At 68.7% G+C, this 13,499-nt stretch carries 7 protein-coding genes; all 7 read right to left on the bottom strand.

Translation table 11 applies throughout. The features are described from left to right. Positions 1-257 precede the first annotated feature (257 nt). The 7 genes from KA419_08080 to KA419_08050 all read right to left on the bottom strand — a co-directional run bounded on the left by KA419_08080 (position 258) and on the right by KA419_08050 (position 13,331). Positions 258-1,121 carry a hypothetical protein gene (locus KA419_08080; protein ID MBP7865896.1) on the bottom strand — a complete coding sequence of 288 codons (864 nt, stop codon included), beginning with the start codon at positions 1,119-1,121 and terminating at the stop codon, positions 258-260. Positions 1,122-1,157: 36 nt separating this feature from the next. Then, positions 1,158-6,929 (bottom strand): hypothetical protein, encoded by a 5,772-nt coding sequence (locus KA419_08075; protein MBP7865895.1) that lies wholly within the window; start codon positions 6,927-6,929, stop codon positions 1,158-1,160. Between the two features lie 455 nt (positions 6,930-7,384). After that, positions 7,385-9,685, bottom strand: a complete 2,301-nt coding sequence (clpA, locus tag KA419_08070) for an ATP-dependent Clp protease ATP-binding subunit ClpA (GenBank protein ID MBP7865894.1) — start codon at positions 9,683-9,685, stop codon at positions 7,385-7,387. 196 nt (positions 9,686-9,881) lie between these two features. Beyond that, complete coding sequence (locus tag KA419_08065; protein ID MBP7865893.1) at positions 9,882-10,190, bottom strand: ATP-dependent Clp protease adaptor ClpS; 309 nt, start codon at positions 10,188-10,190, stop codon at positions 9,882-9,884. A 217-nt stretch (positions 10,191-10,407) separates the two neighbouring features. After that, positions 10,408-10,818, bottom strand: coding sequence for a hypothetical protein (locus KA419_08060; GenBank protein ID MBP7865892.1), 411 nt, complete (start codon positions 10,816-10,818; stop codon positions 10,408-10,410). Between the two features lie 28 nt (positions 10,819-10,846). Further along, positions 10,847-12,628 (bottom strand): DUF2029 domain-containing protein, encoded by a 1,782-nt coding sequence (locus KA419_08055; protein ID MBP7865891.1) that lies wholly within the window; start codon positions 12,626-12,628, stop codon positions 10,847-10,849. A gap of 445 nt (positions 12,629-13,073) precedes the next feature. Further along, positions 13,074-13,331 (bottom strand): hypothetical protein, encoded by a 258-nt coding sequence (locus KA419_08050; protein ID MBP7865890.1) that lies wholly within the window; start codon positions 13,329-13,331, stop codon positions 13,074-13,076. Between the last annotated feature and the right edge of the window lie 168 nt (positions 13,332-13,499).

Raw genomic sequence — 13,499 nt, 5'->3', positions numbered from 1 at the left:
GCCCGATACGAACGGTTGCATTATAACAGCCCCCGGCGTTCGGGCGAAGGAATTTTCAGCGGTCCCCGGGGAAACGCAACCGTCTGGGGCGGCGTGAAGGGTGTCCGCGGCGCCGCCCCGGGGACCCGCGGGCCCCACTCCGTCCCGACCCCGCCCCGAAGGGGCAGGGAAAGAAAACGCGGCGGGCCAGGGAGGCCCGCCGCGAAGGGGTTGGTCGGCGTTAAAGGGACTTGGAGCCGCGAAGGGGTTAACCGGCGTTACCTGGACTTGGGGGTGCGGAGGGTCATCCGGACGGTTTCCTTCTTCTCCTCCTGCATCTGGGGCGGGGCGCCCTGCTCGTCCAACTTGTGGACGATGCGGGAGGACACCACGGTCAGGGTCTCCTGCTTGAGCAGCTGGTCCTCGGCCCCGTCCGCCCGGATCCACCGGTGGGTGTTGCGGGTGGAGGTGGTGATCATGACCAGGTTCCCGCTCTCGGAGTGGGTGATGTCCACCTTCTCCTCCCGCAGGTGGCGGCAGGGGATCGCCCCCTCGGCCGTCTGGAGCTTCTCCATCCCGAGGTCCTCCACTTTCCCTTCGGGCCGGGCCCGGTCGAAGATCACGGACGGTTCGGGGGCCCCGGCCTTGGCCATGACCCGCTCGTCCTTCCGCACGTCGATCATCTCGGCGTCCGGGGTGTCGGTCACCGGCCGGGCGGCCATGGTCTTCTCCCCGGCGCTTCCTGCGGGGGCGCCGCCCAGCTTGCCGCCCGCGGGGGCCGCCGTCCCGACGGTCAGGGACGACGCGCCGTCGGGCTTCCCGACGCGCTCCACCACGGGCCGGGCGATCTTGAGGATCTTCCCTTCCCGGTCCACGATCATCCGGAGGCGGGCGTTCTCGCGGTCCGAGGCGTACTCGTACCGGAGCCCCAGGCCGTCGGCGGAGGGCTGCTCCACCGAGATGGTGAGGACGCCGGCGGATTTCTCGCCCTTGTACCCTTCCGTCTCCACGTCGAAGACGACCTGGTTGCCGGGGGTCAGCGCCCGGGCCGAGGAGAGCTTGACCATGGGCACGCCGGCGAGGGCGGCGGAGGCGAGGAGGAGGACGAGGGCCAGGGTGAACAGCAGCGATTTATTCTTCATGTCCGAATCTCCTTTCGTTTAGTGCCGTGCAGGCCGTCACTTGCTGCACGAGAACAGGTCCACGTCCCACCCGGAGGAGGTCCGGATGACCTGGGCCCCGTAGACCCACCACAGGAACGAGCCGGAGGCGGCCACGCCGTTGGAGCGGAGCTTCTGGCAGCTCGCCGAGCCGTAGGTGATGGGGTAGTAGGGGTAGTTCACGCCGAACGCCCCGGCGATCCCCGCGAAGTCGATCCAGATGAGTTCCAGGCTGAGGTTGGCGGTGCCGTAGGCCCACTTCCCGCCCCAGTTGAAGTGCACCTGGGTCTGGCCCTTGAGGGAGATGCCGAAGGCCCCGATGCCGTCGGACGGGTTCTCGCCCAGCCAGGCGGCCGCATCGATCTGCTTCTTCGGGTAGTCGAAGGTCAGGGAGGCGCTCGCGAACGGGTAGTCCGCCACCTCCAGCGTGGCCAGGCCGCTCACGTAGCCGTTGGTCCCGATGGTGAGGACGCCCCTGGCCTCGATCATGCCGGTGGCGTCGCTGATGGTCCCCGTCAGCATGATCTCCCAGTAGGTGGTGGGGGAGGTGTAGCGCTTGAGACAGCCGCCGGCGCCGTTGAGGAAGATCCCCGTGGTGCCCAGCGGGATCCGCATCCCGGTGGCGGTGAGGCAGGCGCTGTTGAACTGGCCGTTCCACCCGAAGTCGAAGCTGAAGCCGATGCCGGCCACGTTGGGGATGTTCAGGCTGCCCTGGCCGGTGATGTGGACCTGGTCGAAGGCGAAGCTGCCGCCGCCGAAGGTGTAGGTCCCCACCTTGAAGCTCGGGAGCGACATGGAGCCGGCCAGGACGTCCCAGCCGCAGTTGAGGACGCCGCCGCCGGGGTGCTTGCGCAGGTGGATGCTGCCGCCGGCCGACCCCGTCAGGAAGGCGGGGAGGGTGACCGACCCGGCGATCTTGATCTCGTCCTTGGCCGGGAAGGAGAGGGCGCCGGAGAAGCCGTAGCTGCCGATGGTCAGGGAGACCGACGCGGACTGGAAGGAGAGCACCTGCCCCTGGGTGTTGACCACCATGTTGGAGATGGCGGCGGTGAAGGAGGAGGCGAGCTGGAGGGAGCCGGAGATGGTGAAGGTCCGGTCGGCGGCGTTCCAGACGGCGCTCCCGGAGAACCCGAAGCCGCGGTACTGCCCGCTGACGCCGGTGAGCTGGAAGTCGTCCACCTTCAGGGCGCCGGTCTTGGACGAGAGTTTCAGGAGGCCGGAGGCCGAGATCCCGAAGTCGGTCCCGCTGTAACCCACCGTCCCGGAGGCGCTGATGCCGGTGGCGCTCCAGGTGGCGGTGAAGTTGCTCAGGGTGAAGTTCCCCACCTTCAGGTTGGACAGGGAGTAGTTGAAGGTGCCCCAGGAGTAGACCGTTCCGTTGAGGCCGATCTCCATGCCCTCGAAGGCGAGCTTGCCGTAGACCCCCAGCGTCGCGTTGCCCGCGAGCTGGATCCGGTCCGGGGACTTGAGGTAGTTGGCGCTGGCGGTGATGGAAAAGTCGTTGTAGGCCATGGAGAGGCCGGTCAGCGCCAGGGAGTCGAGCTGGCAGGTCCCGTTCGCGAGCTTCAGTTTCGCCTGGGCCGTGGCGCCGAAGGAGCAGGCGGCCCCGTTGATCTGGACGCCGCTGATGGCGAGGGTCCCGCCCAGGGAGATGGCGGCGCCGTCCCACTGGACCGTGACGTTCTGGAGCTGGGCCTTGCTCCCCAGGTTGATGACCGGGTTGGTGTAGGTGAGGGTCCCGTAGGAGATCACCGCCCCGTTGGCGCCGATCTGGAAGTTCTGGACCGAGAAGGTCCCGTAGGTCCCCGCCGTCAGCACCCCGTTGAGCACGAAGCGGGACGGGTTGGAGAGGTACTGGGCGCTGCCGGAGAGCGTGAAGTTCCCGTAGGTCGCGGAGAAGTCGTCCACCGAGAAGCTGGACAGCGCGGGCGTACTCCCCGAGAAGGTCAGGACCGCGGTGGCGGTGACCGACAGGTTCAGGGCCTGCCCGGCGACCGGGATGTTGGACAACGAGACGTTCCCGCTCAGGGTCAGGGTCTGGGCCGACCAGACGGCCGTCAGGTTTTTCAACGTGAAGTTGTTGATGATCACCTGGGGAACGGTCACCGTCAGGGTGCCGTAGCTGTAGACCTGGCCGCCGAGGCCGATCTCGAGGCCCTGGACGGAGGCGGTGGCGTAGGTCCCCAGGACCGCCTGCCCGTTGATCACCAGCCGGTCCGGCGCGTGGGCCAGGATGGCGTCCCCGGTGATCTGGAGCCCGCCGGCGGAGGCGCTCACGTTCGTCACCGCCAGTTCGGACAGGGTGAAGGCGCCATTGACGATGCGGAACGAGGCGGCGGCGGTGCAGGAGACGTTGAGCATCCGGCCGGCCACGGGGACGTTCCCGATGGTGAGGCCGCCCGAGACGTCGAGGTCCTGCTGGTTCCAGGAGACCGACACGTTGGAGAGGGTCAGGCCCCCGATGACGATCTGCGGGTTGGTGTAGGTCAGGGTGCCGTAGCTGAACACCTGCCCGTTGGTCCCGACAACCAGGCCCTTGACGGAGAAGGTACCCACCGACCCGGCGTTGAGCACCCCGTTGAAGGTGAACTTGCCGGGGGTCCCCGCGGCGTAGGCGACGGAGCCTGTCAGGACCAGGTTGCCCGCCTGGGCCTTGACGTTGGAGACCGCCAGGGACGAGAGCACCGGCTGCCCGTTCTGGAACAGGACGGTGGCCGTGGCGTCACCGGTCACGGAGAAGGCCGTCCCCATGATGACCGCCCCGTTGACGGCGAAAGCGCCGCTGACCTTCATGTCGGTCGCGGTCAGGACCACCACGGGGTTAGTGATGGTCAGGCCGCCCAGGGTGATGGTGCCGCCCGCCCAGGTCCAGGTCCCGAAGTTGACCACCTGGCCGCCGGCGGAGACCACCAGGCTGCTCACGGTGAAGTTCCCGACGGTGGGGAGGTTCAGGGTCCCGTTGAGGGTGAACTGCTTCAGGGCGCCGTCGTAGGCCAGGCTGCCGGTGAAGCGCGCGGTCCCCGCCGACCCGGCGGCGTTGCTGACGGTGAAGGAGGTCACCGAGGCGGCGCCGTTCCGGAAGGCGATCTGGGCCGCCACATCACCCGTGAAGGTGAAGTTGGACCCCATCAGGGCCACCCCGTCGACCCTCACCTGCCCGGTCACGTTCAGGCCGCCGGCCGTGAGGGTGACCACGGGGTTGAGGACGGTGACGCCGTTCATCACCAGTTGGCCGGTGGTCCACTGCCAGGTCCCGAAGGCAACCACCTGGCCGGTGAGGCCGACCTTGAACCCGCTGACGGAGAAGGTCCCGTACGGCGGGATGTTGGCGTTGCCGTTGAGCGTGAACACCTTCGACGGGCCGTCGTAGGCGACGCTGCCGGTGAAGACGATGCCGTTCCCGCTGAAGTTGAGGTTCGAGGCCGTGATGGACGAAACGCTCACGCGGCCGGCCGCGATGGCCAGCTTGACGTCGGCCTCCCCGTTGAGGGTGAAGGTGCTCCCCATGAAGGCGACGTTGGACACCTGGAAGGCGCCCCGGCCGGTCAGGGCGTTCGGCGTCAGCGCCACGGTGACGTTCGTCAGGGTGAGGCCGCCCACCGTCCACTGGGGCTGGCTGTAGGTGACCTGCCCGAAGGAGATGAACTGGCCGTTCAACCCCAGGACCAGGTTCGACACGGCGAAACTGCCGTTGGCGCCGGCGCTGAGGGTGCCGTTGATGACGAAGCGGTCAGGGCTCTGGAAGACCAGGTCCCCCGTGAGGGTGCAGTCCCCCGCCGAGAGGGAGGCGCCGGTGACCTGCATGGCCGTCAGGGTCGGGTGCCCGCCCTGGATCTGGAGGGTCGCCTCGGCGTCGGCCGCCAGGCTGAGGGTGGAGCCGAGGAAGGGTACCCCGGACATGCTCAGCGAACCCGCGAGGAAGAGCCCGTTGCCGTCCCAGCGCGCCTGGAGGTTGTCCAGCGTGGCGCTGCCGATCGGGTAGGGGCCGCCGGCCCAGGCGATGGTCCCGTACTGGTGGACCTGCCCGTTGAGGCCGAAGACGAAGTCCGTCACGTCGAGCGTCCCGTAGGCGCCCAGCCGGGCCGAGCCCGTGAAGGCGATCCGCCAGGGGGACTGAAGCAGCTGGCCGTTGCCCTGCAGGGTGAAGTCGCCGTAGGTGGCGTTGATGTCGGTGAGGTTGAGGTTGTCGAAGACGGGGAGCCCGCTGTCGTCGAGGTGGACGTTCATCTGGGCGTGGCAGGTGAGGGTCGACCCCGCCAGGATCAGGTTGTTGATCACCAGGTCGCCGTCGAGGTGGATTCCCGCCGCGTCCCACGTCAGCTCGATGTTGCTGAGGGTGAGCCCGCCGATGGTGACCGAGGACGGCCCGCCCGTGATGACCGGGAAACGGGTGAACTGGACCATGCCGCTGTCCATGAGGGTGGAGACCCGCACGCCCATGTTCTGGAGGGTGGCGGACGGCTGGCCGGGCATCAGCAGGGTGCCGCCGAGCACCGCTTCGTCGGCCGCGGCGTTGACCGAGGTGACCGTCATGTCGAGCCCCACCGGGAAGTCCTCGGAGAGCGAGACCGACGCACCGCTGGTGGTGGTCATCCGGAGCCGGTCCCCCACCTCGAGGCCGGCCTTGCCCTTCACGAAGGAGTCCCAGGCGGTCAGCTGGGAGCTGCGCTGCTGGTCGTAGGAGGCCAGGTAGGCGGTCGGGACCGCGGGGTAGTAGGCGGAGAAGCCCGAGGACACCCGGTCCTGGGTGACGTTCTCCACCACGATCCCGTCCGCGAGCTGCAGGAGGGCGGCCGCCTGGTCACGGATGGTCACGGGGTAGTTGCCCGTGGCGAAGACGCCCAGGAACTGCCGCAGGTCCACCATCTGGCCGCCGGTGCCGGCGTTGTACTGGAAGAGCCCGTTCCGGACGGTCTGGAGCCCGGAGGGCCCGTACTGGGAGCGGTAGTACATCAGCTTCATGGCCAGCGCGTTCAGGCCGGTCCCGAAGGCATGGAAGTCCTGGAGCTTCAGGGCCGACATGGACGGGTAGTTGAAACCGCCCGCGAACTGCACGATCTGCTCCGCCAGCTGCTGGGGCTGCAGGGTCTGCCAGGGGGAGGTGCGCAGCAGGGTCCCCAGCCGGAACCACGCGGTGGGCGCCGCACTCTGGGGGGCCACCAGGTAGTCGACATCGTCCCGGAGGGCGAACGCGGTTTCCCAGTTCTGCTGGTAGGGGGCGTCGATGAAGAGGACGTCCAGCGGATGCCCCGCCTGGTCCACCCATGTGGACAGCGCCTCGGCCAGCCCCGTGCCCGAGAGCCGGATGTTGGCGCCGGTCTGCTTGTCGCGGAAGACGGCGCTGAAAACGTCGCCGGCCAGGTCGGTGTATACCTGCCGCTCGCTCGCCAGGACCAGGGCGTAGTGATTTGCCGGGTAATTCTGACGGGCGGCGCCGAGGAACGCCGACAGCGCATTGGGCCCCGCCAGGTTCACGCTCTCAACGGCGTTGACGACCTGGATCTTCGACTGTCCCGACGTGTTCTTCGCGATGGAGAACATCCCCTTGTAGGCGACGTTCCCCACCTTGACGGGGTAGTTGGTCATCAGCAGGATGTTGGCGTTGTCGGACGCCGTCCCGCCGAGGTCCGTCAGGTAATTCTCCAGTTCGAGGTCCGTCTGGGCGGGGCCCGAGAGGTAGACCATGAAGGTCCACGGCTTGACGGGCTGCGTCTGGCCGGGCAACGGGGCCAGGCCCGTCAGCAGGAGAACGGAGAAGAGAAGAATCACTAAGGCGTTGCGTTTTGTCATAACGACCTCTCGCCACCATGGATAAATTTGTAATCATTATCCTTGAAGTTCCCAAAAAGTGCAAGACAAAAAGTGGGAATTCGACTGGGAAAAATCTACGATTGGGTGGGTCAATTCACCGGTCCGCGAGTTTGCCGGGACCGCCCGGCCCCGTTTCCGCGACCCGGGCCCGGACCAGCTTCTCCAGCACGGCGGGAGGAAGCGGGTGATCCGATTCTGACACGCATGCTCAGGGTTCAGAATAGCTTTCCACTCGCCGTCCCGGCGCGGTGCACCATGAGGTCGAGATCGGCGAGCGCCCCGCCGAGGCCCGGTTCGCTTCCCTTCCTGAGCGCCCCGACGGCGTGGGGCATGGGGGCACACATCGACGCGAACAGTCCGTCCGACCGGAATGCCCGGGGAGTTCCGCCGTAGACGCCCATGTTGACGCACCCGCCGTCCGGGTGGCGACGCCTTCAGCGCTCCGGGCGCGCGGCCCCCTCACACGTCGCCGAATTCTCCGGGGGCGGGGAGACGATCTCGAGGCCCGGCTCGTCCCCCTCGACGGTCACGGTCACGGCGCCGCCCCGGGAGAGCCTCCCGAAGAGGATCTCGTCGGCCAGGCGGCGGTGCAGCCGGTCCTGGATTAGCCGCTTGAGGGGCCGGGCGCCGTAGACGGGGTCGTAACCCTTCCCGGCGAACCACCGGACGGCCTCGGGCCGAAGCGTCACCGTGACGCCCTTGGGCTCGAGCTGTTCCGCCAGCTGCCGGGTGAACTTTTCCACGATCCGCTCCATGACGGCCGGGTCCAGGCGCCCGAAGCGCACGATGCCGGTGAGCCGGTTGCGGAATTCCGGGCTGAAGAGCCGTTCCACCTCCTTCATGCCGGCCCCGGCGCCGGGGAGCCCTCCGAAGCCGATCCCCTTCCGGCTGAGGTCACGCGTGCCGGCGTTGCTGGTCATGATGAGGATGACGTTGCGGAAGTCGGACGAGCGGCCGGTGTTGTCGGTGAGGGCGGCGTGGTCCATGACCTGGAGCAGGATGTCGAACAGGTCGGGGTGCGCCTTCTCGATCTCGTCCAGGAGCAGCACGCTCCGGGGCGTCTTCCGGATGGCGCTGGTCAGGATGCCGCCCTGGTCGTACCCGACGTAACCCGGCGGCGCACCGATCAGCCGCGACACGGTGTGCTTCTCCATGTACTCGCTCATGTCGTAGCGTAAAAAGCCGATCCCCAGCACCGCGGCCAGCTGCCGGGCCAGTTCCGTCTTGCCCACCCCCGTGGGCCCGACGAAGAGGAAGGCGCCCACGGGCTGGTCCGGGGGCGCCAGTCCCGCCCGGGAGAGCTTCACCGCCTCCGCCACGGCCCGGACGGCGTCGTCCTGGCCGAACACCACCCCCCGCAGCTCCGTTTCCAGCACCGCCAGGCGTTCCGTCTCGCTCCGCCCCGCCTGGAGGTCGGGGACGTTGGCGACCTGCGCCACCACCCGCTCGATCTGGGGCCGATCGATCCGCTCCAGGCGCTCCGCGGGCTTGCGCATCCGGTTGGCGGCCCCCGCCTCGTCGATGACGTCGATGGCCTTGTCGGGGAGCCACCGCTCGTTGACGTAACGGTCCGACAGTTCGGCGGCCGCCTGGAGCGCCGGGTCGGTGAAGCGGACGCCGTGGTGCCCCTCGTAGCGCTCCCGCAGGCCGCGGAGGACCTCCACGGTGTCGGCGACGGAGGACTCGGGGATGTCGATCTTCTGCAGGCGGCGCACCAGCGCGTGGTCGCGCTCAAGGTGCCGCCGGTAGTCCTCGTGGGTGGTGGCGCCCAGGCAGCGGATCTCCCCCGCCTGGAGCACCGGCTTGAGCATGTTGGAGACGTCCATGGAGCTGCCCGAGGCCGACCCCGCCCCCACGATCATGTGGATCTCGTCGATGAAGAGGATGGGCCGTTTCAGTTTCTTCAGGGCGTCCAGGGACGCCTTCATCCGCTCCTCGAACTGGCCCCGGAACTTGGTCCCCGCCAGCAGGGAGCCCAGGTCCAGCATGTAGAGTTCGCTCCCCTCCAGGGGCTCCGGGACGTCGCCCGCCGCGATGGTCTGGGCCAGCCCCTCCACGATGGCCGACTTGCCGACACCGGCGTCGCCCACCAGCACGGGGTTGTTCTTGGTTCGCCGGCAGAGGACCTGCATGATGCGGCTCAGCTCCGCGCGACGGCCGATCAGGGGGTCGAGCTTCCCCTCGCGCGCCAGTTCCGTGAGGTTGACCATGAACTGCTTCAGGGGCTTCTTCGGGGCCGCCTCGACCTCCTCGTCGTCGTCGGCCCCCGGCGTTGCGCCGTCCCCGAGGTCGTCGTCGTCCACCTTCGAGACCCCGTGGGCGATGTAGTTGAGGAGGTCGACCCGGCTGATCCCCTGCTTGTCCAGGACCCAGGCGGCGTGGGACTCGCGCTCCGAGCGGATGGAAACCAGGATGTCGCCCCCGTTGATCTCCTCGGTGCGGGCGCTGGACTGGACCTGCACCACCGCCCGCTCCAGGACGCGGCGGAACCCCAGGGTCTGCTTCGGCTCCTGGCTCTTTTTCCTGGGCAGCCGGGGGACGTCCTTCTCGAAATACTCCTCCAGGTCGACCTGCATCTCCTTCAGATCGGCCCCGCAGTGGAGCAGGACCTCCCGGGCGGTGGGCTCGTAGAGGAGGGCGTAGAGCAGGTGCTCCACGGTCACGAACTCGTGGCCCCGGGTGAAAGCCTCCCGGATGGCGGCCTGGATGGCGAATTCCAGCTCGGACTGTCCCATGTTTCTCCTCACCGTGCCTGACGGGTGGACCAGATAAAAGCACGAACCACACGAACCACACGAAAAAGACGGGCGCGGGAAGCGTCCGCTGGAAGCGAAAGCGCCGGGGAGCGGCAAGTTGACCGGACCGGAAGCGGCCCGGGTCAGGGTTTTTTCGACCGCTTGCTGACGCGCGCGGCTCGGACGGACGGGTTCCTCAGGCGGGCTCCACCGTCAGCTTGAGGGGGAACTCCCGCGAGCGCGCCCATTGCTCGGCCTCCTGGCGGCGCGTCTCGGCGATGTCGCGGGTGTAGGTCCCGGCGATCCCCTGGCCCTGGTGGTGCACCTGCAGCATGATCTGCACCGCCGCGGCGGGGGGGTGGTGAAAGACCGTCTCGAGCACCTGCACCACGAAGTCCATGGTGGTGTAGTTGTCGTTGTGGATCACCACGTGGTAGGCCCGCGGCTTGCGGACCGACGACTTCTTTTCGGTCGCCAACCCGCCTTCCCACTCGGTCCTGGCCATCGTCCACCTCGCTCCCGTTCCGGACAAGAACCACGAAATACACGAAATACACGAAATACACGAAATACACGAACGCAACGAATCGAATGCCAGCGTGCCAATGCGCCATCACTGGCAGGGGATCGCATTCCGAGAGACCCGGCCGCCCCGTGCGGCGGGCCCTTCGCACCGGCTCCGCCCGTTCCCGGGAATCGAGCGGCCCCGTCTGGGGGACGCCTCAAACCGACCCCGGGGGGGGCTCCGACAGCCGGTCCAGGATCAGTCCCCAGAACCGCTCCGCCCCGGCGTGGAAGCTCCACCCGAGGTGGGCGAGGCAGGAACCGCACAGCGCGATCCGCCAGGTGCGCCCGGCGAACCAGGTGAACTCCGCGTGCTCGCCCCCGACCCCCACGGCACCCGGCGCCTCGGCGTAGGTGGCGATCCGGAAGACGATCCCGTGTGGGTTGGCGAAGGTGTGGACCAGGGCCCCGTCCACCGCCCGGGCCGCGCTGCGCCGGGTGACCTCGCTCCGGCAGCGGGCGCACCGGACAGGATCGGAATCCCCGCCGAGGTCCCGGCCCCGGCGTCCGGCCTTGAGGCCCCGGCCGACGCGCACGCCGTTTTCGCGCTTCTCGAGGGTTCGCAGCATGCCCACCTCGCCTGCCCTCGCTTCCATTTTACGCAGGCGGCCGCCGGGTCGGCAAGGGAAAAGGAGCCGGCGCCACGACGCGGTGCAGCGACAGCAGCGGGACGCCCTGGAGCCGGACCTCCCAGCACCGCTCCATCCGCCGCCCGAGGGCGGCCAGCTCCTTCGCCGTCTCCGCCTCCCAGTACGCGAGGTACGGGCGGGAGTAGAGCAGGACGAAGTCCGCTCCCCGGGGATCACCCACCGGCAGGAAACGGACCTTCCCCGCACGGATGGCGTAGACGAAGAAGCGCTCGTCGGGCGCGAAGGGCCAGTAGACGCGGCGTCCGCGGCAGTGCCGGTCGAGGGCGGCCAGGTTGCGGTCGTTGAGGGGGTCCCACCAGTAGCTGACCTCGTACCCGGCGGCCGCGGCTCCCCCCAGGCCTCCCGCCTGGGACGCGTAGTACGACAGCTGGTAGGGGTGGGTCGTCGCGGTTGCGGCGGCGCCGAGGACCACCAGGAGCAGGCCGGGCGGCAGGGCGAGGGCGGTTTTCAGCCGCGGGGGGAGCGTACGGGCGACACGGGCCCTTCTCGCCAGCCGGCGTGGGAGCGAGACCGCCCCGAGGACGGCCAGCTCGGCGAGGAAGGGGTACGCGGGCAGGAGGTAACGCTCCCCGTCGTTGGTGGGGGAGAAGGGGAGGACCATGAGCAGGAAGGGGAGGAGGGCCATGGGCAGCAGGAGGGCCGTCCGGGCGCCCCGGCGGACCGCGCGGAGGGCGACGGCGGCGACGGCGCCGGCGCAGACGGCGACGACGTGGAGCAGCGGTGTCGTGAGCCAGAAGACAGTGAAGGGGTAGTGGGCGGGGCAGCGGGCGGGGTAAAACTGGCCGCCGAACCACGTCGCGATCGGCGCCCACCCGAGCCTCCCCACGGACTGCCCCACGAACCACCGGCCGGTTTCCATTGGGGAGAACCACCAGTTCGGGTTGAGAACGTAAAAGACCGCCAGGGAGACGGCCGCCGCGACCAGGCAGCGCCGGAGGACCCCGGCCCGGTCACCCCGGGCAATCGCCAGCCGGCCCAGCAGGACGGCGACCCCGAGCACGGCGCCCGTGATCTTCACGCAGGCCAGGAGCCCCAGCAGCACCCCGCAGGCGACGGCGCGGGACGGCCGCTCCACCCGGTGGGCGGCCACCACGAGGAGCAGCAGGAGGGACGTCATGGGGAGGTCGGTGGCCGCGAAGTGGAGGTGGGCGAAGAAGCGGGGCACGGTCATCAGGACCACCGCCGAGAGGGCGGCGGTGAGGACCTTGCCCCGGTGGCGCCAGAAGAGGAAGGTCGATGCGGCGACCGCGAAGAGCAGGGCGTTGAGCGCGCGGTTTCGGGTGAAGGGGTCGTCGACCCACGGGAAGAGGGCCCCCGCGGCCACGTAGAGGAGTTTCACCCCGGATGGGTGGACGTTCCGGGCCGGGTCCGTGTCCCACCGCCGGCGAATCGCCTCCTCGCTCAGAAGGCTGCCGGGGGCTTCCCGGAACCACTGGCGGATCTCGTCGGCGGCGGCCTGGTAGATCGGCTCGTCCCAGGTCACCCCGTAGTCGCCGAGGGTGAGCAGCGCCGGCAGAAAAAGGAGGAGAACCAGGAGGAGGCGGAAGGCGGTGTCTCTCCGGAGAACATTCCGCAAGGGCGTGGGCGCCTTGTTCCCGGAGGGGCCCCCGTCCAGGGAAGGGTTCGGTCCCGGCGGGGGGCCCTCTCCCGCGGGGGTCGGGGTCGAAACCCGGTCGATCCCTCCGGGGGGCGCTGCAACGTCACGTTCCGGGGCGTTCAGGCTTTCCATGCCCCGAGCATAACACCCTCCCCAAGGCCTTTTCAACCCCCGGCTCGGCGGCGTCACTCCTTCCGGATGCGCCGCGGGGTCGCCCGGGCGGGGCGGCCCGAGCTTTCGACGCGGCGGGCGGTCCCGTCAGGACGGCGCTCCGGCGGTCTGCGCGCCGCAGGGTGGCCGAGGCGCCCTGGATCCTTCGGCGCCGACCGCAGCGGCGATACCGGCGGCGATACCGGCGGCGATATCGACTGCGATACCGCCTGCGATAGCGGCTGTGATAGCGGCTGCGCTACCGGCTGCGCTACCGGCTGCGCTACCGACTATGATACCGACTGCGATACCGACTGCGATACCGATACCGATACCGATACCGATACCGATACCGATTCCGACCCCGACCCCGACCCCAACGGGACAACCTCCGGACCTTCAGCCTAACAGCCTTCAGCCTAACAGCCTACAACAACCGCCTCACCCTCGCCTTCACGGTGAACGTCTTCCCCTGGCGCTCGAAGACCAGGACGCGCTCGTCGCCCGGGAGCCCCCGGAGGGCGTCCACCACCGCGCCCAGGCTCCGGCCCCGGGTCTCCACTCCGTCCACCCTGATCAGGTTGTCGCCGGGCGCGACGTTCTTAACAGCCGGGAGGCCCTCGAAGACGGACACGCCGAGGACCACGAACCGGCCGTCGCCGGTGGGCTGGAGGGTCAGCCCCACCAAGTCCTGGTCATTGAGGGGGATTGACTTGCTTCCATCAATATCCCTACAACGTCACATGAGGATAAACAGCTGTTGAATAAATCAGGGCACTTCAATTATAATACCTCCAGTCCAAGGGGAGGAGGTAACCGAAGTGCTGCCCGAAATCAGAACCGAACCCGACTT

It is taken from the genome of Acidobacteriota bacterium, from assembly GCA_018001935.1.
In the GTDB taxonomy this organism is placed as follows: Bacteria; Acidobacteriota; JAAYUB01; order JAAYUB01; family JAAYUB01; genus JAGNHB01.
The sequence above is the reverse complement of the archived record's forward strand: the minus strand, read 5'-3'. Positions and strand labels throughout refer to the sequence as shown.